This is a genomic window from Acidiphilium acidophilum (assembly GCF_033842475.1).
Taxonomy (GTDB): domain Bacteria; phylum Pseudomonadota; class Alphaproteobacteria; order Acetobacterales; family Acetobacteraceae; genus Acidiphilium; species Acidiphilium acidophilum.
Genome location: NZ_JAWXYB010000018.1, coordinates 1,134,547 through 1,157,124 on the forward strand (window position 1 = coordinate 1,134,547; position 22,578 = coordinate 1,157,124).

At 61.5% G+C, this 22,578-nt stretch carries 21 protein-coding genes, 1 tRNA gene and 1 riboswitch; of the genes, 12 read left to right on the top strand and 10 right to left on the bottom strand.

Annotated features, from left to right (window positions below):
- Position 1: 1 nt before the first annotated feature.
- The 4 genes from thiS to thiC are packed head-to-tail and all read right to left on the bottom strand — an operon-like array spanning position 2 to position 3,315.
- Positions 2-208, bottom strand: coding sequence for a sulfur carrier protein ThiS (gene thiS, locus SIL87_RS08085; RefSeq protein ID WP_319613662.1), 207 nt, complete (start codon positions 206-208; stop codon positions 2-4).
- The gene (thiO, locus tag SIL87_RS08090) at positions 205-1,326 is read right to left on the bottom strand and encodes a glycine oxidase ThiO (protein ID WP_319613663.1); all 1,122 of its coding nucleotides are present in this window, start codon (positions 1,324-1,326) and stop codon (positions 205-207) included. The genes thiS and thiO overlap by 4 nt, the downstream gene beginning before the upstream one ends.
- Positions 1,323-1,490 (bottom strand): hypothetical protein, encoded by a 168-nt coding sequence (locus SIL87_RS08095; protein ID WP_319613664.1) that lies wholly within the window; start codon positions 1,488-1,490, stop codon positions 1,323-1,325. The genes thiO and SIL87_RS08095 overlap by 4 nt, the downstream gene beginning before the upstream one ends.
- A 4-nt stretch (positions 1,491-1,494) precedes the next feature.
- Entirely contained in the window at positions 1,495-3,315 is a 1,821-nt protein-coding gene (gene thiC / locus SIL87_RS08100) for a phosphomethylpyrimidine synthase ThiC (RefSeq protein WP_319613665.1), read from the bottom strand.
- A 45-nt stretch (positions 3,316-3,360) separates the two neighbouring features.
- Positions 3,361-3,465: riboswitch (TPP riboswitch) on the bottom strand.
- A gap of 199 nt (positions 3,466-3,664) precedes the next feature.
- Between thiC and SIL87_RS08105 the strand changes: the two genes are divergently transcribed.
- The 8 genes from SIL87_RS08105 to metG are packed head-to-tail and all read left to right on the top strand — an operon-like array spanning position 3,665 to position 12,045.
- Entirely contained in the window at positions 3,665-4,279 is a 615-nt protein-coding gene (locus SIL87_RS08105; RefSeq protein WP_319613666.1) for a heme NO-binding domain-containing protein, read from the top strand.
- Complete coding sequence (locus SIL87_RS08110) at positions 4,269-6,218, top strand: putative bifunctional diguanylate cyclase/phosphodiesterase (RefSeq protein WP_319613667.1); 1,950 nt, start codon at positions 4,269-4,271, stop codon at positions 6,216-6,218. Before SIL87_RS08105 ends, SIL87_RS08110 begins: the two co-directional genes overlap by 11 nt.
- A 50-nt stretch (positions 6,219-6,268) precedes the next feature.
- Positions 6,269-6,931 carry a DsbA family oxidoreductase gene (locus SIL87_RS08115; RefSeq protein WP_319613668.1) on the top strand — a complete coding sequence of 221 codons (663 nt, stop codon included), beginning with the start codon at positions 6,269-6,271 and terminating at the stop codon, positions 6,929-6,931.
- 54 nt (positions 6,932-6,985) lie between these two features.
- Complete coding sequence (locus SIL87_RS08120; RefSeq protein ID WP_319613669.1) at positions 6,986-7,987, top strand: lytic murein transglycosylase; 1,002 nt, start codon at positions 6,986-6,988, stop codon at positions 7,985-7,987.
- Positions 7,984-8,898: a septal ring lytic transglycosylase RlpA family protein gene (locus SIL87_RS08125; protein WP_319613670.1), complete on the top strand. Its 915-nt coding sequence runs from the start codon at positions 7,984-7,986 to the stop codon at positions 8,896-8,898. Before SIL87_RS08120 ends, SIL87_RS08125 begins: the two co-directional genes overlap by 4 nt.
- On the top strand, positions 8,895-9,536 hold the full coding sequence (gene tmk, locus SIL87_RS08130; protein WP_319613671.1) for a dTMP kinase: 642 nt from the start codon (positions 8,895-8,897) through the stop codon (positions 9,534-9,536). The genes SIL87_RS08125 and tmk overlap by 4 nt, the downstream gene beginning before the upstream one ends.
- A complete protein-coding gene (locus SIL87_RS08135) occupies positions 9,533-10,513 on the top strand; it encodes a DNA polymerase III subunit delta' (protein ID WP_319613672.1) in 981 nt (326 codons plus the stop codon). The genes tmk and SIL87_RS08135 overlap by 4 nt, the downstream gene beginning before the upstream one ends.
- Positions 10,510-12,045, top strand: a complete 1,536-nt coding sequence (gene metG, locus SIL87_RS08140) for a methionine--tRNA ligase (RefSeq protein WP_319613673.1) — start codon at positions 10,510-10,512, stop codon at positions 12,043-12,045. Before SIL87_RS08135 ends, metG begins: the two co-directional genes overlap by 4 nt.
- A gap of 95 nt (positions 12,046-12,140) precedes the next feature.
- Here metG and SIL87_RS08145 read toward each other — a convergent pair.
- Positions 12,141-12,215 (bottom strand) — tRNA-Met (locus tag SIL87_RS08145).
- Between the two features lie 70 nt (positions 12,216-12,285).
- Positions 12,286-12,552: a GIY-YIG nuclease family protein gene (locus SIL87_RS08150; protein ID WP_319613675.1), complete on the bottom strand. Its 267-nt coding sequence runs from the start codon at positions 12,550-12,552 to the stop codon at positions 12,286-12,288.
- Positions 12,553-13,523: 971 nt separating this feature from the next.
- Here SIL87_RS08150 and SIL87_RS08155 point away from each other — a divergent pair.
- The 3 genes from SIL87_RS08155 to SIL87_RS08165 all read left to right on the top strand — a co-directional run bounded on the left by SIL87_RS08155 (position 13,524) and on the right by SIL87_RS08165 (position 16,931).
- On the top strand, positions 13,524-14,216 hold the full coding sequence (locus SIL87_RS08155; RefSeq protein WP_319613676.1) for a class I SAM-dependent methyltransferase: 693 nt from the start codon (positions 13,524-13,526) through the stop codon (positions 14,214-14,216).
- A 242-nt stretch (positions 14,217-14,458) separates the two neighbouring features.
- The gene (locus SIL87_RS08160) at positions 14,459-15,358 is read left to right on the top strand and encodes a hypothetical protein (protein WP_319613677.1); all 900 of its coding nucleotides are present in this window, start codon (positions 14,459-14,461) and stop codon (positions 15,356-15,358) included.
- Between the two features lie 13 nt (positions 15,359-15,371).
- Positions 15,372-16,931 (top strand): glycosyltransferase family 2 protein, encoded by a 1,560-nt coding sequence (locus SIL87_RS08165; RefSeq protein WP_319613678.1) that lies wholly within the window; start codon positions 15,372-15,374, stop codon positions 16,929-16,931.
- On the opposite strand, the gene SIL87_RS08170 is transcribed toward SIL87_RS08165, so the two are convergent.
- A complete protein-coding gene (locus SIL87_RS08170) occupies positions 16,913-19,309 on the bottom strand; it encodes a glycosyltransferase 61 family protein (RefSeq protein WP_319613679.1) in 2,397 nt (798 codons plus the stop codon). The two genes, SIL87_RS08165 and SIL87_RS08170, sit on opposite strands and share 19 nt — an antisense overlap.
- 52 nt (positions 19,310-19,361) lie before the next feature.
- Positions 19,362-20,789 (bottom strand): hypothetical protein, encoded by a 1,428-nt coding sequence (locus SIL87_RS08175; protein WP_319613680.1) that lies wholly within the window; start codon positions 20,787-20,789, stop codon positions 19,362-19,364.
- Between the two features lie 269 nt (positions 20,790-21,058).
- On the opposite strand from SIL87_RS08175, the gene SIL87_RS08180 reads away from it, so the two are divergent.
- The gene (locus SIL87_RS08180; protein ID WP_319613681.1) at positions 21,059-21,619 is read left to right on the top strand and encodes a hypothetical protein; all 561 of its coding nucleotides are present in this window, start codon (positions 21,059-21,061) and stop codon (positions 21,617-21,619) included.
- Positions 21,620-21,665: 46 nt separating this feature from the next.
- On the opposite strand, the gene SIL87_RS08185 is transcribed toward SIL87_RS08180, so the two are convergent.
- Both SIL87_RS08185 and rsfS read right to left on the bottom strand, forming a co-directional pair.
- Positions 21,666-22,112, bottom strand: coding sequence for a 23S rRNA (pseudouridine(1915)-N(3))-methyltransferase RlmH (locus tag SIL87_RS08185; RefSeq protein WP_319613682.1), 447 nt, complete (start codon positions 22,110-22,112; stop codon positions 21,666-21,668).
- The gene (gene rsfS, locus SIL87_RS08190; RefSeq protein WP_319613684.1) at positions 22,112-22,555 is read right to left on the bottom strand and encodes a ribosome silencing factor; all 444 of its coding nucleotides are present in this window, start codon (positions 22,553-22,555) and stop codon (positions 22,112-22,114) included. The genes SIL87_RS08185 and rsfS overlap by 1 nt, the downstream gene beginning before the upstream one ends.
- Between the last annotated feature and the right edge of the window lie 23 nt (positions 22,556-22,578).

Sequence of the window (22,578 nt, forward strand, 5' to 3'; positions counted from 1 at the left end):
CTCAACCTCCGCCCACCGCGCGCACGATCTCGATCTCATCGCCCGCGCGCAACGCGGTCTCCGCCCAGGCCGAGCGCGGCACCACCCGCTCGTTCAACGCCACCGCCAACCCCTTGGCCTGATCGAGTCCCTTCGCCGCCAGCAACGCCGCGACATTCGGCGCCAAAGCCTCCATCGCCCCGTTCACCCGGATCGCGCCGCCGCTCATGCCGCACTCCTCAACCGCTCGAACCGCCCCGCACTGAACGCCGCCAGCCGGGGATCGGGCGTTCCATCCAGAATCGTCGCCGCCATCGCCGCCGCCGTCACCGGCGTCAGCAGAATCCCGTTGCGATGATGCCCGCAACACAACATCAGGCCGGGCAGGGCGGTTGGCCCCAGAATCGGCGCATCATCGCGCGACCCCGGCCGAAACCCCACCCAGGTCTCGATCACCGGCAGATCCTCGATCCCCGGCACCGCCCGCCATGCGCCATCGAGCAGCGCATACAGCCCGCCCGCCGTCATCCGCGCATCGAACCCGCGTTCCTCCACCGTCGCGCCCACGATCAACCGCCCATCCGCGCGCGGCACCAGATACGCCTTGGGCGCCCAGATCACATGCCGCACCAGAGGTGCCGCCGCATCCATCTGCACCGCCAGCATCTGCCCCTTCACCGGGCGCACCGGCGGCCGCGCCACCGGCAGATCGATCCCGCCCGACCACGCCCCGGCCGCCACGACCACGACATCCGCCTCATGAACGGCCTCGCCCACCACCACGCCCGCGACCCGGCCCGGTCCCGTCTCGACCCGCGAAACCGGCGATCCCTCATGCAAAATCCCGCCCGCGCGCCGAAACGCAACGACCAGTGCCGCCACCAGCGCCCGGTTATCGACCTGAATATCATCCGGCGAAAACACCGCCCCGGCCAGTTGCGGCGCCAGATACGGCTCGCGCTCCCGCGCCTCGCCCGGCGTCAGCCATTCCAGCATAATCCCCTGACTCCGCTGAAACGCCATATCGTGCCGCAGCTTCGCCGCATCGTCCCGATTGAGCGCCACCAGCAGCGTGCCCTCGCGCCGCAACCCGACCTCGCACCCCGAAGCCGCCTCGACCTCGGCGGCGAACGCGGGCCACAGCGCCAGCGACTCCCGGCTGAGCACGCCCAGCGCCGCCTCACCCGGCTCCGCCTCGCACCCCGCCGCCAGCATCCCGGCAGCAGCATGGCTCGCCCCGCACCCCGCAATCTCGCGCTCGAAAATCTCGACCGCGACCCCGCGTTGCGCGAGTCGCCACCCGAGTGCCAGTCCGATCACGCCTGCACCGATGATTGCGGTTTTCATGATTGCAGCAGTGGAAGTGAAGGAAGGACTTCTTTTTTGAAAAAAAGAAGCAAAAAACTTTTGTTAGTTTGGTTCGCGGCGGCTTCACCAACCCCGTCCAAATTAACAAAGTTTTTTTTGCTTCTTTTTTGTTCACAAAAAAGAAGACCTGCCCCGAGCTTCACGACCTCAATCCGCCGCGGCCTCATCGACATAAATCCGGCTGCCCGCCTCGCGAAACTCGGCTGATTTCTGCTCCATCCCCTCCAGCCGCGCGGCATCGTCGCGAATATCCTGCGAGATTTTCATCGAGCAGAATTTCGGCCCGCACATCGAACAGAAATGCGCCACCTTGTGCGCCTCCTTCGGCAGCGTCTCGTCATGATATTGCCGCGCGGTATCCGGATCGAGCCCGAGATTGAACTGATCCTGCCAGCGGAATTCGAACCGTGCCCGGCTCACCGCATCGTCGCGCAATTTCGCCGAAGGATGCCCCTTGGCCAGATCCGCCGCATGCGCCGCCAGCCGATAGGTGATCACCCCCACCTTCACATCGTCGCGATTAGGCAGGCCGAGATGCTCCTTCGGCGTCACATAGCAAAGCATCGCGGTCCCGAACCAGCCGATCATCGCCGCCCCGATCGCCGAGGTGATATGATCATACCCCGGCGCGATATCGGTGGTCAGCGGCCCGAGCGTATAGAACGGCGCTTCGTGGCAAACCTTGAGCTGGCGCTCCATATTCTCCTTGATCTTGTGCATCGGCACATGACCCGGCCCCTCGATCATCACCTGGCAGCCTTTCGCCCAGGCCCGCTTGGTCAACTCGCCAAGCGTATCGAGTTCGGCAAACTGCGCCGCATCGTTGGCATCCGCGATCGACCCCGGCCTCAGCCCGTCGCCCAGCGAAAACGACACGTCATACCTGCGCATGATGTCGCAGATCTCATCGAAATGCGTATAGAGAAAACTCTCCTGATGATGCGCAAGACACCACCGCGCCATGATCGAGCCGCCCCGCGACACAATCCCGGTCACCCGTTTCGCGGTCAGCGGCACATAGGCCAGCCGCACCCCGGCATGGATCGTGAAATAATCGACCCCCTGTTCCGCCTGCTCGATCAGCGTGTCGCGAAACACCTCCCAGCTCAGCTTGTCCGGATCGCCGCCAACCTTCTCCAGCGCCTGATACAGCGGCACCGTCCCGATCGGCACCGGCGCGTTCCGCATGATCCAAGAGCGGATGTTATGAATATTCCGCCCGGTCGACAAATCCATGACGGTATCGCCCCCCCAGCGGATCGCCCAGACCAGCTTCTCGACCTCTTCCGCCGCACCCGACGTCACCGCCGAATTGCCGATATTGGCATTGATCTTGACCAGAAAATTCCGCCCGATGATCACGGGTTCCAGCTCGGGATGATTGATATTGGCCGGAATGATCGCCCGCCCCGCCGCAATCTCGGCCCGCACGAACTCCGGCGTGATGAACTCCGGAATCGCCGCCCCGAAATCCTCGCCATCCGCCCGCCGCTCGCCGGCCCCGGCAACCGCCCTGGCCCGCCCCAGATTCTCCCGGTGCGCGACATAGATCATTTCCTCGGTGATCACCCCGGCGCGGGCAAACTCATACTGCGTCACCATCGCGCCCGCGCGCCCGGCCAGCACCGCGCGCGCCGCCGGGCAGGGCGGCACCAGCCGATCCGCCGGGGCAAACCCGTTATCCTCCGGCTTGACCTCGCGCGGCGCAACCGCATCGAGCCCCCGCTTCGCCAGCCAATCCCCGCGCACCTGCGGCAACCCGGCATCCAGATCGAGCGAAAAATGCGGATCGGTGAACGGCCCGGACGTATCATACAGCCGGAACGGCGCCTCGTTGGCCGTGGGATGCAAATCCACCTCGCGAAACGGCACCGCGATATCGGGCCGATCCTCCGGCGCCGAATACACTTTGCGCGATCCCACGATCGGGCCGGTGGTCACAATGGCGGGCTTGGTCTGGACGTTCATGGCGCGCTCCTCAAAAACAAGGGCAACGCAGGCGTCGGTCGGTGCAACAATGGCAAATCCCGTCCCTCCGCCGGCGCAACCCGGATCAGGTTCAAAGAGTTGCCGGACCCAACCAGCTCTCAGCGCCTCAGCGCACCCCTCGGAATACCCCGAACCTGATGAGAACCATCCCATCTGTCAAGCACCGATCGCAGTTTCGCACGGCGATCCCGCCGATTGCTGGTTTTCATTCATCAGTTGTTCATTTTTGTCGAATATAAATCAGCATCAACGGGTCGAAATCGTTCAAGTCATCGGCCCGCCATCGGCAAAAATCGCCGAACCATCGGCGAAACATGGGGGAATTCACATGATCGGCCTGATCCCGTTCCTCATCGACGATTTCATGATCAGTCAATGCGGCCGTTCCGCGCGCAACGAAGTGCTGATCGCAGAATCTCTCCCGGCCGATTTCAGCTTCAGCATCGCCCAATTCTACGAGGACGATCTATGCCGTCGCGTCATCATCGCGATGGCGATCCGCATCGCCCTGCCGCTGCCCGATCTGTACGATCGGCTGGGCACGCATTTCCTCGCCTGGATTCACGAACATCTCGGCGGCATGTTCGCCGGCGCGACCGACACGACCCAGTTTCTCCATCGCCTTCCCGCGATCTATAACAGTTTCGGCGGTTCCGCCGCCGGGGCCGGCCTGCCCGGCGCGGTCGATCTGGTCACGATCCGTCCCGCCGGCTCCCATCTGCGTGTCACCTACCAGTCCCAGCAGCGCTTCGCCGCCTTCTTCGCGAGCTTCATGAAGGCCGTCGCGCGCCATTTCAACGAACCGATCGCCATTGAAATCGTCGCCGGCGGTCTCGATGCCGTTTACTGCGTGTTCGATGTCGCGGTGGGTGAGGCGGCACGATCACCCCATCACGAACCGGAAGGGGCGGCTCTCGAAAACGCCTTTCACCATGCCGGATGATCAAGCCCGTCCCCCTTGGATCGACCCCGCCGATATCGAGGATATCTGCCAGCAATTCTTTAATCTGAGCGATCGTCCCGGCGCCGGTACCATCGTCGCCACCAGCCGGCACCCGCTGATCCAGAAATTCGCCCTCGCCGCCAATTTCTCGCTGGACCTCGCCCGGCGTGCCGCCCGCACCTCGGCGGAGTCCATCCGCGAGCTGAAAAAAATCCACCGCATCGCCCGCATCGCCAGTTGGCGGGTTCTCACCGCGCATCACGACACGATCTGGTCGGATGAAATGCACGAGATGTTCGGCTGCGACCCCGATCGCTTCGTCCCCGGGTTCGATGCCATGATCCACCTGTTCGCCCCGCCCGACGCGCACGATTTCGAGTCCGCCTTCCACGACGTCGTCGCCCGTGGTCAGGGCGTCGCGATCGAATTGCGCGGCAACGAGACCAACGGTGCCGACCGCTGGTTCTGGATCGACATGCAACCCGAACACGATAGCGATGGTGAGGTTTTCGCCGTCCGCGGCATCTGCCAGGACATCACCGAGCGCAAATCGGCGTTCGAGCGCATCCGCTACCTCTCCCGGCACGACCAGCTCACCGGCCTGTCCAACCGCGCCCATCTCGGCGAACAACTCGTCCCGATCCTCGCCGCCGCCGCCCGCCGCCGCGACTCCGTCGCTGTGCTCTGCATCGATCTCGACGGGTTCAAATCCGTCAACGACCTCTACGGCCACGCGGCGGGGGACGACGTGCTGCGTGAAATCGCCCGCCGCCTGTCGCGCCATATCCGCGATACCGATATCCTCGCCCGCAGCGGCGGCGATGAGTTCGTCGTCATCCAGATCGGCGGCAACCAGCCCGATGCCGCAACCAGCCTCGCCCGCCGCCTGCTCACCGAAGCCAGCACCAGCGTCGTCCTCGGCGGCCACGCCGAAATCGCCCTTTCCACCTCGATCGGCATCGCCCTCTACCCGGAGGACGGCACCACCCCGGACGATCTGCTCGCCCATGCCGCCCGCGCGCTCCACATCGTCAAGAGCGACAGTCCGAACAATTTCGCCCGTTACGACAGCTCGATGGAACGCACCGGCCAGGACCGTCGCAAATTCGAGCACGATCTGCGCCTCGCCTTGCAGCGTGACGAGTTCTCCCTGGTCTACCAGCCGATCCTCTGCGCCCATCACGGCGCATTCAAAGGGTTCGAGGCGCTGCTGCGCTGGAACAGCCCTCTCCACGGCCCGGTCCCGCCCGACATCTTCATCGGTATCGCGGAAGCGATCGGCATCATGGGGCCGCTCGGTGCCTGGGTCCTCCGCACCGCGTGCACGGAGGCGGCAACCTGGCCCAACCCGCTCAAAATCGCCGTCAATGTCTCGCCCATCCAGATCCAGCAGGGCAATCTCGCCGCGACCATCGCGGATATCCTCGCCGAAACCGGCCTCGCGCCCGGGCGGCTGGAAATCGAAGTCACCGAATCCATGCTGATCCGTCATCCCGAACGCGCGCTCGAAACCCTGCGTCAGATCAAGGCGCTCGGCGTCGATATCGCGATCGACGATTTCGGCACCGGCTACTCCTCGCTCGCCACGCTCCGCGCCTTCCCGTTCGACAAACTCAAGGTCGATCGCAGCTTCGTCCGCGATCTCGACGAAGGCTCGGAATCGCTTGCCATCATCAACGCCATCCTCGGCCTCGGCCGGGGCCTGCGCATGCCCGTGGTGGTCGAGGGGGTCGAAACCCAGACCCAGGCCGACATCCTCCGCCGCTGCGGCTGCGATGAAATGCAGGGCTACCTGCTCGGCCGCCCCTCCGCGATCGAACGGTTCACCACCATCACCAATCCCAACGGTACTCTTTCCCCGCCATCCTGCATCCTGAGCCCGCCGATGGCGCACGAAAGGGCAGGGGGGATCGCGATCAGCAATGCCGGACATTCATAATTCATCTTTGCCCCGCGAGCGACCTGCGCTAGACCGGTACGACAGTGAATATGGTACTCCCCCGTCCGGCCCGCATCGCGGTCGAAATCGTCTACGATTTCGTCTGCCCGTGGTGCTATCTCGGCGTCCATCGCTTCGCCCGTCTCCGCGCCGAGCGCCGCGATCTCGCCATCGAGCCGGTATGGCGGCCGTTCCTGCTCAATCCGGACATGCCCCGCGCCGGCATCAGCCGGACCGACTATGCCGCCCGCAAATTCGGCGATGAGGAACGCGCCCGCCGCTTCTACGCCGCCATCACCGACATCGCGGCCACCGAAGGCCTCACGGTCGATTTCGCCCGCATCCGCCGCACGCCCAGCAGTGTCGATGCCCATCGCCTCGTCCGTTTCGCCACCACCATCGGCCCGGTCGAACCCCTCATCCTCGCGATCTTCCGCGCCTATTTCGAAGCCGGGGTCGATATCGGCCAGATCGAGTCCCTGGTCCGCATCGCGGGTGATGCCGGGCTCGATCCAGCGGTCACCCGCCGGTTCCTCACCTCCGATCTCGCGGTCGATCAGGTCCATGCCGACAATCTCCACGCCCACCGCCTCGGCATCAACGGCGTGCCCTGTTTCGTGGTCAACGGCGTCTCCGCCATTGCCGGTGCCCAGGAACCCGATGTGCTGGAACGCCTGATCGAGCTCGCCGCCTGCGATGCGGCACCGCTCTGATCAATTCCGCCTGACCACCTTCCGCGCCGCTCCGGCGCATGGCACAAGGCGAAAATGAAACGCCGCACCCTCCTCGCCGCCGCCCCGCTTGCCGCCCTTCCGCTCGCCGCTCTTCCGCTCGCCGGGGCCTTCGCTCCCGCAACCGCCCGAGCCGCCCAGCCCGCCGATTTCAGTGGTTTCCTCGCCGGGCTGAGCAACCGCGCCCGCCAGCAGGGGGTGCCCGACAGCATCGTGACGCAGGCCCTCGGCGGCCTCGCGCCCGATTCCCGGGTCATCCATCTCGACAGTCACCAGCCCGAATTCACCCTCACCTGGGCGCAATACAGCGCCCGCGTCGTCACCCAGGCGCGCATCAAGGATGGTCACGCGAAGGAATTGGCTCTGCGCCCCATCTTCGCCAATCTCCGCCGCCGCTTCGGCGTCGATGCCGCGCCCATGATGGGCATCTGGGGCATCGAAACCGATTTCGGCGTCATCCAGGGCAATTTCCAGGTGATCGATTCGCTCGCCACCCTCGCCTGGTTCCGCAACAGCACCTTCTTCGCCAACGAGGCGATCGCCGCGATGAAAATCGCCGCCCGGGGCGACGCCCCGCTCCCCGGCCTGATCGGCTCCTGGGCCGGCGCGATGGGGCAGCCCCAATTCATGCCGAGCGTCTACCTCACCACGGCGGTGAACTATTCCGGCCAGGGCACCCCCAATATCTGGACCAGCGTGCCCGACACCCTCGCCTCGATCGCGAACTATCTCCACAAAGCCCACTGGATCCCGGGCCTGCCGTCGAGCGAGCCGGTCCTGATCCCCGCCGGGTTCAACGCTGGCCTCGCCGGCCGCGACCATCGCCTCCCGCTCGCCCGCTGGCAGCAACTCGGCGTCCACCGCCTTGCCGATGCCGCCATCCTGCCCCCCACCACCGAAGCCTCGCTGCTCCTGCCCGACGGCCCGACCGGTGCCGCCTATCTCGCCTACGCCAATTTCACCTCGATCCGCCGCTACAACCCGTCCGATCTCTATGCCCTCGCGGTCGGCGAACTCGGCCGCCTGATCGCCGCATGAACCCGGCCCGCCCGTGGCCCGGCCTCAATCGTACCGGCCTCGCCATCGCCGCCGCCACCGTCGCAATGCTCGCCGGCTGCGCCCACAAACCGCCCCGGCCCGGAGCCGCGCCGACCGGCGCGCACTACACGATCGGCTACCCCTTTGAGGCCGGCGGCGAATGGCACTACCCGCGCGCCTTCGGTGCCTATGACGAAACCGGCCTCGCGGCGGTCATCCCGCCCGGCCACGAGGCCGCCACCACCGATGGCGAAGCCTTCCACCAATCCGGCCTGATGGCGCAAAGCCCGGTCCTGCCGCTGCCCTCGCTGGTCACCCTGACCAATCTGGTCAACGGACGATCCCTGACCGTCCGGGTCAACGATCGCGGACCCGCCACCCCCGGCCGCATCATCGCGGTCACCCGCGCCGTCGCAAGCCGCCTCGGCTTTCCCGCCAGTGGCGTGGTCGAAATCCGGGTCAAACTGCTGGAATCGCGCTCCTCCTCCCTGCAATCCGCCCTTGGTGCCGGCCCGCATCTCACCCCGGCCCCGGTCGCGGGCGTCGAGGCCAGCGCCCTGCCGCCTCCGCCCGGCGCCGCCGGCTCCGCCGGAACCACCCGTCCGACCAACGCCCCGGTCACCGCCGCCGCACCCTCCACCGCCGCTGGCCTGTCCGGCATCGTCCACACCACCGCGCCCGATCCCGGCCCGCTTTACGTCGAAATCGGCGGCTTCGGCTCCGGCAGCGATGCCCAAAACACGCTCTACCGCCTCGAAGGCCTGCCCGGCGGCGTCGTGCCGCAATCGAGCGAAGGCCGCACCCTCTACGCCGTGAAACTCGGCCCCTACCACAGCGTCGCCGCCGCCGATGCCGCCCTGCGCGCCGTCCTCGCCCGCGGCGTCCCCGACCCCGAAATCACCGTGCATTGAACCGCGCCAACCACCCCGGCGTCTTCATCACCTTCGAGGGCGGTGAGGCCGTCGGCAAATCCACCCAGATCGCCCGCCTTGCCGCAACCCTGCGCCAGCAGGGACACACGATCGTCCTGACCCGCGAACCCGGCGGCACGCCCGGTGCCGAATCCCTCCGCGCCCTGATGCTCGACCCCGCCACCAGCCTCGCCCCGCTCGCCGACACCCTCCTCGTCTTCGCCGCCCGCGCCGACCATGTCGAAACCCTGATCCGTCCGGCCCTCGCGCGCGGCGCCATCGTCCTGTGCGACCGCTTCACCGATTCCACCATGGCTTATCAGGGCCACGGCCTCGGCGTCGAACCCGCCACCATCGCCACCCTCGCCACCCTGATCGGCCTCACCCCCGACCTCACCCTCATCCTCGACGCCCCGCCCGAAATCGCCGCCACCCGCCTCGCCGCGCGCTTCGCCGCGCACTCCGGCCGACCCGACCGCTACGAACGCTTCGACGCCGGTTTCGCCGCCCGGATCGCCGCCGGTTTCCGCGCCATCGCCGCCGCCGACCCTGCCCGCTGCGCCCTGATCGATGCCACCGGCAGCATCGACTCCATCGCCGCCACCATCGCCGCCACCGTCACCGCCCGCCTCGCATGATCGCCCCGCGCGCCAACCCCCTCCTGCTCGGCCAGAACCGCGCGATCGCCGAACTCCACCGCACCGCCTCCGGCCCCCGCCTGCACCACGCCTGGCTGATCGCCGGCCCGCCCGGCATCGGCAAAGCGACCCTCGCCTACCGCTTCGCCCGCTGGCTCCTCGCTGGCGCCACCACGCCCGACCTCTCGCTCGCCCCCACCGACCCGGTCTTCCGCCGCGTCGCCGTCGCCTCCCACGCCGACCTCCTCGTCATCGAGCGCCGCTATGACGAGAAAAAAAAGCGCATGCAGGGCGAAATCGTCGTCGAAACCGTCGCCCAGGCCGGAAAATTCCTCCGCCTCACCCCCGGCGAGGGCGGCTGGCGCGTTGTCATCGTCGATGGCGCGGAAGCCCTCAACCGCAACGCCGCCAACGCCCTCCTCAAACTCCTGGAGGAACCACCCCCGCGCGCCATCTGGCTCCTGATCAGCCACGCCCCCGGCCGCCTGCTCCCCACCATCCGCAGCCGAACCCGCCAGCTCGATGCCGCCCCGCTCGACCCCGCCACCCTCGAAACCCTCCTCGCCACCGCCCAGCCCGACCTCACCGCCGCCCAGCGCACCCGCCTCGCCACCCTCTCCGAAGGCTCGATCGGCCGCGCCCTGTCCCTTGCCGGCACCGATGGTCTCGCCCTCGCATCCCTCGCCGAGGAAGCCCTCACCACCGCCATCCCACCCACCCGCGCCGCCGCCATCGCCGATCAGGTCGCCCGCGCCGAAGACGGTTTCACCACCTTCCTCGACCTCCTCCGCACCGCCCTCGCCACCACCACCCGCGCCCAGGCCCGCATGACAGCCCGCACCGCCCCCGCCCCATCCCTTGATCGCCAAGCCGCCCTCTGGCAGGAGTTCGGCCAGCTCGAAGCCGAAGTCGAAGGCCTCAACCTCGACCCCCGCGCCGCCATCCTCACCCTCCTCCACCGCCTGAGGCCCGCATGACCAAGCGTTTCTACATCACCACGCCCATCTATTACGTGAACGGCGCCCCCCATATCGGCCACGCCTATTCCTCCATCGCGGCCGACGTCATGGCCCGCTTCAAACGCCTCGACGGCTACGACGTCGCCTTCCTCACCGGCACCGACGAACACGGCCAGAAAATCGAAAAAGCCGCAACCGATGCCGGCATCACCCCCCAGCACCTCGCGGACCGCAACAGCGCCGCCTTCCGCGCCATGGCCAGCGCGATCAACCTCTCGAACACCGATTTCATCCGCACCACCGAACCCCGCCACAAAGCCGCCTGCGCCGCCATGTGGCAGGCGCTCGATGCCGCCGGCGCCATCCACCTCGGCCATTACGAAGGCTGGTACGCCACCCGCGACGAAGCCTTCTACAACGAGGACGAACTCACCACCGCGCCCGACGGCACCAAACGCTCCCCCTACGGCGCCCCGGTCGAATGGGTCCGCGAACCCTCCTACTTCTTCAAACTCAGCGCCTTCCAGTCCCGCCTGCTCGACCTCTACGAATCCCACCCCGAATTCATCCAGCCCGCCTCCAGCCGCAACGAAGTGCTCAGCTTCGTCCGCTCCGGCCTGCGCGATATCTCGATCAGCCGCACCAGCTTCACCTGGGGCGTGCCGGTCCCCGACGCCCCCGGCCACGTCATGTATGTCTGGATCGACGCCCTCACCAACTACCTCACCGCCCTCGGCTACCCCGACCTCTCAGCCCCCGCCATGCAGTTCTGGCCCGCCGACATCCACCTCGTCGGCAAGGAAATCACCCGCTTCCACGCCATCTACTGGCCCGCCATGCTGATGGCCGCCAACCTCCCCCTCCCCAAACGCGTCTTCGGCCACGGCTGGTGGGTCGTCGATGGCGAAAAAATGTCCAAATCCCTCGGCAACGCCCTCGAAATCCAGCCCCTCATCGCCGAATTCGGCATCGACCCCGTCCGCTTCTTCCTCCTCCGCGAAATCCCCTTCGGCAACGATGGCGACGTCTCCCGCCGCGCCATCATCACCCGCCTGAACACCGAACTCGCCAACGGCCTCGGCAACCTCGCCCAGCGCACCCTCAGCTTCATCGCGAAAAACGCCGGCGCCGCCATCCCCGAATCCGGCCCCGAAACCGAAGCCGACCACGCGCTGAACACCATCGCCGCAACCCTCCCCACCCGGTTCCGCGCCGCGATGGACCGTCTCGCCTACCAGGAAGCCCTCGAAGACATCTGGAAACTCATCCGCGCCGCCAACGCCTATATCGACCACCAGCAGCCCTGGACCCTCCGCAAATCCGACCCCGCCCGCATGAACCACGTCCTGCGCACCCTCTGCGAAACCCTCCGCATCGCTGCCCTCCTGCTCCAGCCCTTCATGCCTGACACCATGGCAAAACTGCTCGACCAGCTCGCCGTCCCACCCGATGCCCGCACCTTCGCCGCCCTCGAAACCCCCCTCCCGACCGCCGCCCCGCTCCCCACCCCCACCGGCCTCTTCCCCCGCTTCATCGAACCGGACGCATGACCAAACCCCGCGCGGCCCACCAGCCGCGCACGACGAAACCCCGCGCGGCCCACCAGCCGCACGATCCAAAACCCACAAATTTTCCCGAAAAAACCTGGTAGCGGCGGGCGGATTTGAACCACCGACCAAGAGATTATGATTCTCCTGCTCTACCGCTGAGCTACGCCGCCAACCGGTGCCGCCGAGGTAGCGCCCACCGCCACCCCTGTCAATCAGCCCGCCGCCGAGCCCACCCCGCCATCAAACCAGCCCCATCCCCAAATCCCGCCAATCCGGATTCCCCTGCTCGATCAGCGCCAACTTCCCCCGCCGCGACCCCGCCTTGATAGCCTTCTCCCGCACGATCGCCCCCTCCATCGAACCCCACATCTCGAACCATACCAACATCCGGCACCCGTACCGCGCCGCAAAACCGGCACCACCACCATCTCGATGCTGCGCCACCCGCCGCACCAGATCGGACGTAACCCCGACATAAATCGTCCCGTTCCGCCGATTCGCCATCATATAAACCGCAGGCTGCCTCTCAGCTCCCATCCCCCCATCCCATCATCGCAATCACCCCCACGCCGTCATTGCGAGCGAAGCGCGGCAATCCAGCCCCGAACCCTCGCCAAACCTTCCGTCGAGACCAGAAACCAAAGCAGCAAGCCCTTCTTTCTCGCAAGAAAGAAGCAAAGAACCTTTATCCCCAACCCTAACCCCGCCCGGCCCAACCCCCCAACCCCCACGCCGTCATTGCGAGCGAAGCGCGGCAATCCAGCCCCGAACCCTCGCCAAACCTTCCGTCGAGACCAGAAACCAAAGCAGCAAGCCCTTCTTTCGTGCAAGAAAGAAGCAAAGAACCTTTATCCCCAACCCTAACCCCGCCCGGCCCAACCCCCCAACCCCAACCCGTCATTGCGAGCGAAGCGCGGCAATCCAGCCCCGAACCCTCGCCAGACCTTCCGCCAAGACCAGAAGCCGAAGAAGCAAGCCCTTCTTTCTTGCAAGAAAGAAGCAAAGAACCTTTATCCACAACCTTAACCCCGCCCGGCCCAACCCCCCAACCCCCACGCCGTCATTGCGAGCGAAGCGCGGCAATCCAGCCCCGAACCCTCGCCAGACCTTCCGCCAAGACCAGAAACCAAAGCAGCAAGCCCTTCTTTCGTGCAAGAAAGAAGCAAAGAACCTTTATCCCCAACCCTAACCCCGCCCGGCCCAACCCCCCAACCCCAACCCGTCATTGCGAGCGAAGCGCGGCAATCCAGCCCCGAACCGTCGCCAAACCTTCCGTCGAGACCAGAAACCAAAGCAGCAAGCCGTTCTTTCTTGAAAGAAAGAACCAAAGAACTTTCGCGCCCCTCTAACCTTGAATTGCAAAACGCATTGCTCAGTGCCCCACCCATGCGCTAGGAAAGTAACCGAACCCAACCCAAAGGCGCCCGGTCCATGTCCAGCAACCAACCCAGCGCACCACTCAGCCCATGAGCGACGCCATGGACCTCAGCCAGGCCCCCTTCGTCAATCAAATCCTCGACCGCGCCCGCAACGAACTCCTCGGGCGCTCCTACGACACCTTCAACATCGACCACCTCATCCCCTTCGCCGCCAGCCTCGACACCGCCGCCTACGTCGCCGATCACGCCGCCGATGCCGCCCGCTTCGCCTCGAACCACGACCTCCTCCGCGCCGGGCTCGACTGCGCCCCCCGCGATGGCCTCGTCCTCGAATTCGGCGTCGCCTCCGGCAGCACCCTCCGCACCATCGCCAACCACTGGAAACAACCCGTCTTCGGGTTCGACAGTTTCGAAGGCCTCCCCGAACAATGGCGTCCCGGCTTCCCCGCAGGCATGTTCGCCCAGAACCCGCCCGACACCCCCGCTAACGCAAGCCTCGTGCGCGGCTGGTTCGACCAGAGCCTCCCCACCTTCGCCCAGACCCACCCCGGCGATGTCGCCTTCCTTCACATCGATTGCGATCTCTACTCCTCCACCCGCACCATCTTCGAAATCCTCGGCCACCGCATCAAACCCGGCACCATCATCGTCTTCGACGAATACTGGAACTACCCCGGCTGGCGCACCCACGAATTCAAAGCCTTCCACGAATTCCTCGCATGGTCGAAACGGAGTTATTCGTTCCTCGGATTTGTCCCGTCCCACCAGCAGGCCGGCGTCATCATCATCTGAGCCCCGGCATCGCGAGCAAAGCGCGGCAATCCAATCCCGTCACCCCCGGTAGCGGGTAAAAGGGAAAGGCAAAGCAAGCCGTTCTTTCTTGAAAGAAAGAACCAAAGAACTTTCGCTCCCCTTCTAACCATAGATTGCAAAACGCATTGCCCACACCGCCACGGATAGGATAGGAGAGAACCACGAAAAAAATCGCAAGGCTCCCGTTACCCGATGCAAAAGCAAAACCTCGCCGCCCTGCCGTGATCCGACCGATCAGAACCCTATCGGCATTCGGACTCGCGATAACGGCGGCAGCACTCACCGTCTCGCCCGCATCGGCCTGCTCCGATCACACCAAACCCATCGCCGTCGGCGGCGTGGACGGTTTCGCGAGCCTCGCCAATCCCGCCAACTCCGCCATCCTCCGCAAAAGCTGCAAAGTCTCCCTCTACATTCACGATTACATCTGGACCCGCCTGAAACACGGCAACCCAACCCGTCAGAAAATCCTGAACGTCTTCAAGGGCACCGGCCCCGCAATGCTCGAACTCGGCGCATCCGCGAACGCATCCGCCTATTTCGGCACCTACTACAAACAAACCTACCTCGCGCGCGGCGTCATCGCCCACATCGCCAACATCAACGGCGCAGGTGGCCTCACCCTCCCTCAATGGCGAGCCTACGTTGCCGGAGGCCGCGCCGATGGCCTGAAAACCCTCGCCCCTGTCTTCGCCCCCAACGTCAACCAACTCTGGCACCACGGCAAAATCGACCGCCACGTCTGGGACCAGAACAAACGCCGCGCCCTCATCGGCGGCGGCATCGCAATCGACGCCCCACCCTCCTTCTTTTTCTGGTACACCCCGGACTATCGCCATTTCATCGTCCACGAAATCCAATGGGCCAACCAGAACCATCTCCGCTCGATCCTGATTATCTCCCCCAACACCGCCCGCCGCCGCTTCCTGTCCGACACACAGTTGATGGTCGCTTACCTCCGCAAACGAAACGCCATCCCCACCAACTACGTCGTCGAAAACTACGATCCGTTGCCTTGGCCGAAAAACTTCATCAATCTGGTCGGATCGGAAACCAGCCCCTATTCGGTAACCGGCGTCGCCCTCTGGATGACCACCCTCTTTCCCAACCCGCCCGCCTGAAACTGGATAGCGAATGACCAATCTCCGCCTCGCCTGCGTCGCCATCGTCAAAAACGAACAGAACCACGTCGCGGAATGGATCGCCTACCAACTCGCCATCGGCTTCGACACCGTCATCGTCTTCGACAACCAGTCAACCGACGATACCGCCGCCCGCATCCGCGCCTTCGCCCCTGATCACGACGTCCGCCTCCACGAATGGACCATGACCACCCCGGACTACCAGACCCGTTGCTACGAACACGCAGCCCGCTCCTACACCGATGAATTCGACTGGCTCGCTTTCTTCGACATCGACGAATTCCTCGTCCTCGATCCCGGTTTCGACCTCAAATCCATCCTCAATCTCTTCCCCGCCATCCCCGCCATCGGCGTCCCCTGGGCCATGTTCGGCTCATCCGGCCACACCGAAAAACCGGACGGCCTCCTGATCGAAGCCTTCACCCACCGCTCCGAACCCTCCTTCGGCCCCAACCGCCACATCAAATCCATCATCCGCCCCAAACACATGCTCTACTGTCACAACGCCCATTCCTTCGCGATGGACGGCCAGTACCGCAGCCTCACCGGCAAACCGCTCACCTTCACCCAGGGCGGATTGCTCGACACCGACCCCGACTACACCCTCGGCAAACTCCACCACTATTTCACCCGCTCCCGCGCCCACTGGGCCGACAAAATGCAGCGCGGCTACCACGACACATCCCGCGAGGATTCCGAATTCGAAGCCTACGACCGCAACGAAATCCCCGACGACAGCGCCCGCGACCTCACTCCCCGCGTCCGAAAAATCCTCGCGAACCTCGGCACCCCACCCCCCCAACCCCAACCCGTCATTGCGAGCGAAGCGCGGCAATCCAGCCCCGAACCCTCGCCAGACCTTCCGCCGAGACCAGAAACCAAAGCAGCAAGCCCTTCTTTCTTGCAAGAAAGAAGCAAAGAACCTTTATCCCCAACCCTAACCCCGCCCGGCCCAACCCCCCGACCCCAACCCGTCATTGCGAGCGAAGCGCGGCAATCCAGCCCCGAACCGTCGCCAAACCTTCCGCTGAGACCAGAAACCGAAAAAGCACGCTCATCTTTGGAACAAGCCACGGGCAACTGCGCCCTTCTGACCGAATTCGGAACCTTCCTCGCATGGAGTCCAGAGCAGCGAAAACTCCGCCACCAATCACCCGGCGAGATCGAAATGGAACAGCTCCTGTTATGGAACCCGGATCATCCAGACGAAATCTTTGTCAACCTCGATGGACAAAAGCGAGTTATCGACCCACTGACCGGCGAACTTGCTGATGCAGCCAAAAGGCCATCCTTCAACGTCGTTGCAGGACTACGAACCGACGAAATTGCACTGAACTTGGTATCCGGCGATTACGTGTCAGCCCGCCCTGCACCATCGGCGTTCGAGCCCGGTAGCCTTGATTTTCATGTATCCAGAAAAAATGCATGGGAATGCTTTTTGCCAATCCCACAGGCTTCCGCAGTTTTCATCGCGAACGCAAATCGCCGATGGCTGGCATATTGGAGAGCAAGGGCAACCCAGCCCGATCTGCATCATGGCGCTGCAGTATAACCCCGCCGGTGCCCGATTTCGACATAATGATGCTCAAAATCCAGATATTCGCCTTGCGCCACCTCAGCGGCAGCCAGCGGGTATCTCGTAGCGTAATGAAACGGGTCGAGCTTGAAACACGGTCTTTCCTCTCGGAATCCATGTTCGAGGTAATGATGCAACGCGCTCGGCAATAGCCCATCCCGAACCGCCGCCCCGATATCCCCCTGCGATTCCGAATAAAACGCATCATCATAGAACGCCAGATACGCATCGATCCGCCGTTTGACCTGTGGCGCAGCCTCGATGATCGCCCGCAGCCGTTCCGCTGAAACGAGCCGGGCCGTCCCATCCAGCGCCCGCTGCATCGTCGCGAAATGATGGGGATACTTCGCGACATCCACAGCATACGCCAGCGGAAACAAATGGAACCGGTAACGCGGATCATCGAGCGGCAACAGAAAATGCGCCCGCGCCTGACGTGGATTAAACAACCCCGCGACCGGCAGATGCACGCTTTCGGCCTCGCTGAGCCATGCTGCCAGCCATGAAAACGTGCTGATGCTCGGCACGATATGGCAGGAGCGCCGCAGCACCGCGAAATCGTGCATCACCCCTTGGCCCGCAACAAACTCCGCGCGCGGAAACCGTGCCCGCAACGCCAGACAATACGCATTATCCTCGATCTGCCCGAAAAACACCGGCTTTAATCCGGTCTGTTCGATCAACCCCTCATAAAAGGACGGCGGCAGCAAAATATAATCAGGATGCCGCCCATCCAGTATCTCCCCACCCCGTATGCTGATCACTAACCGATCCGCACCGAACCCCCGCACATGATCCAACGCCGACGGTGTCACAAACAAACGTCGCGCCGTAGCGACATCTGGAAAATTGTCGAAATGCTGTGCGTAGCTATCAACTACGACAGTATCGATCATACCACGATTAAGGCAACTAGTAATGCCCACAATATCCAGCCTATGGCGTCCTGGACCGAACCTCACAGACTTAGAGATCGCACCATCGAACTCAGATGACGTAATACCCCATTCCAGTAGCGCGTCATGAACTAACCTACACCTTGGAACCGACGCGCTTATGCGATTTCCTACCATAAACTGGATCATTTTATTAGCAAAACCGCCCATAGATTCGATCCGCACGGATGAAATCTTCGTACTAAATTTATTGGGCGCATACACAGTATGCTCCTGAAGCCACCGATTGATATAATGTTCCATATTAGGAATATCAACCGACCAAGAACCATGAATGCTTCCATCAGAATAGTCACCAAAATAAAAGAAAGTATTTGACGAATATCCAGATTGCAGCATGAGTTCTTGTACATGAACAAAGTCTGGTGGACAAATTATAAAAGAGGACTTCAAATTAAGTTGGAAGGCGAGACCATATAGATTGCTACCGGCTGGACCAGCTACAGTCTCGGCATTTGCCCATAAATTAACTTGTTCAGGAAAAGTTAAATTTTCTGGATGTATAACCTCAAAACCTTTTTGACGAAAAATCTCCTCAACCTCGATTTCATTTTTTAGTTTTCGACTATTAACTCCCGACCTCGAAATATAAATTGCCGAAGGGCCTGTGTTTAAATTATAGTAGTCACGAACCTTTTTCCAGATATTACAAGCAACTTCCGTAGTATATCCTTGCGTAAAAAACGATCGCGTTGCAAACAAAACGTTCTCAAAAATAACTGGCCGCTCAATCTGATAAACGGAGTCCGGCGGAACGCCCCAGCACGCTAACGCATCCTTAAAATATGGAGATAAATTTTGAGAAATAGCTATTTTAAGGTCGGAAAAGCCTAAATCTCTCGCGAAATCGATCGCCCAGAACATTGATAGAATATCTACAATAAAATGTCCAAAATGATCTCCGTGCATACAGTCAAAATATAAGTATGTCCCTTTCACATACTCAGGGTTTGAAATCGAAATTTTCAAAGAGAACTTAACGTCGTCAATTTTGTTGATTGACACGCTGCCACGGCTATATTCATCGGAGAGTGATGTACCAATAATTTTGGGTGCGCGATCTTCAGAGTTTTTAGGTAAAAGCATTGCAAGTTGGCCGGGAGCACACGTCACATCTGAGATGCGAGTCAGATACAAGTCTGGAGAAGTCGTTGTAGTGGGAAATCCAGACGGTACTTCTCCAATATGCGGATAAAAATAAAACGGTCCAGTTAACAAAACATCTTTATTTGGAATATTAAGAAGATTTGAATTTGGAAATGAGCAAGTTGACCTTTTATAAAATAAAGTTCTGGAATTTGGTGTATTATAAAACAGATCGTTAGGAACGATAGTGGTTATTTCTTCTACGCTAGCATATTCCAAAATATCTTCGGTAACTAAATCTAGACCAGCCATATATTTTTATACCTTTTTGGTTGAGGATTTATAAAGCGATAAATTCAAATGTTTAAGCGGGATAAACGTCGCTAGACATTAGAAGACTCTGCAAGTATCTAGTCATCGCGATAGCTCTATTTGGCCCAAAGTGCCAAAAGTGAACAAATCCTCTCCGATCATTTTGGTCAAACTGGTCATGATGAAACGGAACTCTCGTTAATCGAGTTAGTGGTTCAGGATCAAAGGCATCGAATTTTGCAGCAACGTAATTTATAGCGGCCTGATCCGCCCAAGTTAGGCCATTTCTTCCATGAATCCGACAGTATTCAGTTAATAGCTTCTTTGTTGAGCTCAAAATCGAGGCACAAATTTCCATGTTTGGAAATCCCATAAGCCCAGAATTAAAACCAAATGTGTTTTCTACCTGAATGGGATCGTCATTGAACAGTTCCGCACCGACAGAAGCACCATCTAATCTATTTTGAAATTCTTCTTGCTGTGCAGTCATTTTGTCTGAAAAAAGCAGGTCAACTAAGAATTTTTCAATATCGTTATCGAATATAATATCGAGATCAGCATATAAAATAGGTTGATGATCAGATATTTCATCAATTTCAGCCAGCATCAATCTAGCTGAAACCTGATCAGTCCTGTCAAGCGCAGAAACGATTTTGATCATTATATTAATTTTTCCGAGTAATATCATGAGTGTTTCAATATCATGCGGCGTCTTATCAGTAATAAGAAGTATTTTATCGTTGTAGTTTCCAATTCTCACAAGGCTGGTGACGGCTGAAATAAACTGCTTTTCGATTTCACCGGAACCAAATAAGACGAACACAACTAAAGGATTGTACCGTTTAAGTCGATCAAAGCGCCATACATTCGAATTGAGATCAAGGGACAAAATTCCATTGCCTATGTGGTCCCTTCGTATCGACATAAATTGATTGTCTTGGGCAAGATCCAGATTAAGCTCTGAAATTCGAAATTTGTTAGATCCCGAGAATCCTATTTCACTCGAACGAGCAAGCAGCTTATTCGCGGAGAAAACCCAGTCGTGCCAAGATATTTCCTGCAAATACGCAAACAATTCTGAATCAACCGGATAAAAACTTTCCCAGTCAGATTTTTCTAGTGTATCAACGTTGATGCCGCCATCGGGACGATATGTTACATATCCGGATGATCCTTTAATTGAAAGACTATGATCGAACTTTCCGCTATCAGTCTCTAAGACATCGCCCGGCAGGCTACGAAAGCCGGTGGGAGCATCTAAATGAATATTGCTATAATAACCAGACGCTCGTTTCAACAATAACCGCGGTTTTGGATTACGGTCCAAGTAAATCGGCTGTATATCACGACCTAGTTTCTTGAGATCGCAGTGGACCAGTCCCATTTTTTTGCCGTCAAACGCCAATATAGTGCCGAAAATAGTGGTAAGAACGTACATCGTTATCCCGAGCGAAGGTGCCTTAGGCGTTGCCAGCTTCATTTCACGGCCTGTTGATTCCCCAATGTTTTCTGAAGCGCCCCAACCAGCCTTGGAATAACATAGCACGGCCGCGGATTGAATTCAAAATAACCGGCAGAAACTAGCGGATTGGTTTGCCTATTGGAGCTTTGGTTTGCGGAAGATCGTGCCGAACAAACCGTAAACAAACCCCTTTCTCACCCCCCACCCATCGTGCTTATCTCCGCGCGATGTTGCCCTGGACCCCCTACCCACCCGACGCGACGCCTACCGATCGTTTCAAAACGATCATGGCCTACCTGTGCCGGTGCATCATCGTCCAGGGGCGCGAGCAGGGCATCGCCTGGCCCCTCATCCTCATCATGTGGGCGCGCATCTGCCGCCTGTCGCAGCGCTTCAACCGCCTCATCGCCCGCGGCCCCCGCGCCCCGCGCCCGCGCACAAGCCCCCGCAAACCAACCCCCGAACCCCTCTTCCAAGCCGAATACCGCCTGCCCACCGCCTTCAACTGGCTCGGCCAGAACATCACCGGCATCCTCGCCGGTCCCTCCCTCGCGCGCGCCGAACTCGCCTTCCTCCTCGATGACCCGGCAATGACCACCCTGATCGCGGCAAACCCCACCATCGGGCGCATCCTCCGCCCCCTCTGCCGCAGCCTCGGCCTCGCCCGCCCCCGCAGCCTCTACCTCGATAGCGACATCACCCCCACCCAATCCCCCCGCCCCAACCGCCCCAAACCCCCCAAACCACCCGAACCCCCAAATAACGGCATCCTCCCGCGCCCAACCCCCTTCGCCCCCGGCAACCGCTTCTGGCCGCCCTGGATCAAACCCCGAACCACCCACTCCTGAACCACCACCCGCCCACATCCAATTAGTTACGATATCGCAACAAATATCAGGGCCGCCCGGCCCGGTGATAAGGGTGTCCCGCCAGAATACATTTCGCCCGATACAACTGCTCCGCCAGAACCACCCGCGCCAGCATGTGCGGCAACGTCAGCCTCCCCAGCGAAACCACAACCCCCGCCCGCGCCAGCACCGCCCCATCCAGCCCCTCGGCCCCGCCGATCACGAAAACCACCCGCCCGCGCTCCGCCCACCCCGCAAACAGCCGCGAAAACCCCATACTGTCAGGCATCACCCCGCCCTCATCGAGCACGACGACGAAATCAGACCCCGCGATTTTCCCCAAAATAGCCGCAGCTTCCCGCCGCTTGATCTCGCCCGGACTCCCAACCCCATCCGCCAGCGCGATCAGCTCAAGCCCAACCCGCTTCGCATACCGAACAAACAACTCCTGCGCCGGCCCGGAACTCTCCCGCCCGACCGCAACCAGCCGCATCAGCCTTCCGGCTCGTCCAGCTCCGGCCCCCACATTTTCTCAAGCGCATACATCGCCCGCGCCTCCGCCTTGAACAGATGCACCACAATGTCACCCGCATCCACCAGCACCCAGTCCGACCCGCCAGCCCCCTCGGTCTGCACCCGCTTGACCCCCAGCTCCGCCAGCTTCTCGATCAAATGAGTAGCCATCGCCGCAATCTGACGATCCGCCAGACCGGTCGCAATCACCATCCGATCGGCAAAACTCGCCCGCCCCGCCAGATCGAGCGCCACGACATCCTCGGCCTTGTCATCCTCAAGGCTGGAAACGATCGCCTTCTGCATCCGCTCCAGTAGGTCAGGCGACCCCTCGGCCGACTTCCGCACCCGCGGTTTCGGCCCCGCCACCACCGCCTTCTTGCGCGGCGATCCGGGAACTTTCGGCAAAATCTCGGCAACCACCGGCGCCTTGCGCTTGCGCGGCG

Coding starts and splice junctions, on each gene's coding strand:
- SIL87_RS08105 (WP_319613666.1), top strand. CDS start 3,665: ATGATCGGCCTGATCCCGTTCCTCATCGACGATTTCATGATCAGTCAA.
- SIL87_RS08175 (WP_319613680.1), bottom strand. CDS start 20,789: ATGAAGCTGGCAACGCCTAAGGCACCTTCGCTCGGGATAACGATGTAC.
- SIL87_RS08180 (WP_319613681.1), top strand. CDS start 21,059: ATGGCCTACCTGTGCCGGTGCATCATCGTCCAGGGGCGCGAGCAGGGC.
- SIL87_RS08135 (WP_319613672.1), top strand. CDS start 9,533: ATGATCGCCCCGCGCGCCAACCCCCTCCTGCTCGGCCAGAACCGCGCG.
- SIL87_RS08150 (WP_319613675.1), bottom strand. CDS start 12,552: ATGATGGCGAATCGGCGGAACGGGACGATTTATGTCGGGGTTACGTCC.
- SIL87_RS08155 (WP_319613676.1), top strand. CDS start 13,524: ATGGACCTCAGCCAGGCCCCCTTCGTCAATCAAATCCTCGACCGCGCC.
- SIL87_RS08110 (WP_319613667.1), top strand. CDS start 4,269: ATGCCGGATGATCAAGCCCGTCCCCCTTGGATCGACCCCGCCGATATC.
- SIL87_RS08170 (WP_319613679.1), bottom strand. CDS start 19,309: ATGGCTGGTCTAGATTTAGTTACCGAAGATATTTTGGAATATGCTAGC.
- thiS (WP_319613662.1), bottom strand. CDS start 208: ATGAGCGGCGGCGCGATCCGGGTGAACGGGGCGATGGAGGCTTTGGCG.
- SIL87_RS08125 (WP_319613670.1), top strand. CDS start 7,984: ATGAACCCGGCCCGCCCGTGGCCCGGCCTCAATCGTACCGGCCTCGCC.
- SIL87_RS08115 (WP_319613668.1), top strand. CDS start 6,269: ATGGTACTCCCCCGTCCGGCCCGCATCGCGGTCGAAATCGTCTACGAT.
- thiC (WP_319613665.1), bottom strand. CDS start 3,315: ATGAACGTCCAGACCAAGCCCGCCATTGTGACCACCGGCCCGATCGTG.
- metG (WP_319613673.1), top strand. CDS start 10,510: ATGACCAAGCGTTTCTACATCACCACGCCCATCTATTACGTGAACGGC.
- SIL87_RS08120 (WP_319613669.1), top strand. CDS start 6,986: ATGAAACGCCGCACCCTCCTCGCCGCCGCCCCGCTTGCCGCCCTTCCG.
- SIL87_RS08185 (WP_319613682.1), bottom strand. CDS start 22,112: ATGCGGCTGGTTGCGGTCGGGCGGGAGAGTTCCGGGCCGGCGCAGGAG.
- SIL87_RS08165 (WP_319613678.1), top strand. CDS start 15,372: ATGACCAATCTCCGCCTCGCCTGCGTCGCCATCGTCAAAAACGAACAG.
- thiO (WP_319613663.1), bottom strand. CDS start 1,326: ATGAAAACCGCAATCATCGGTGCAGGCGTGATCGGACTGGCACTCGGG.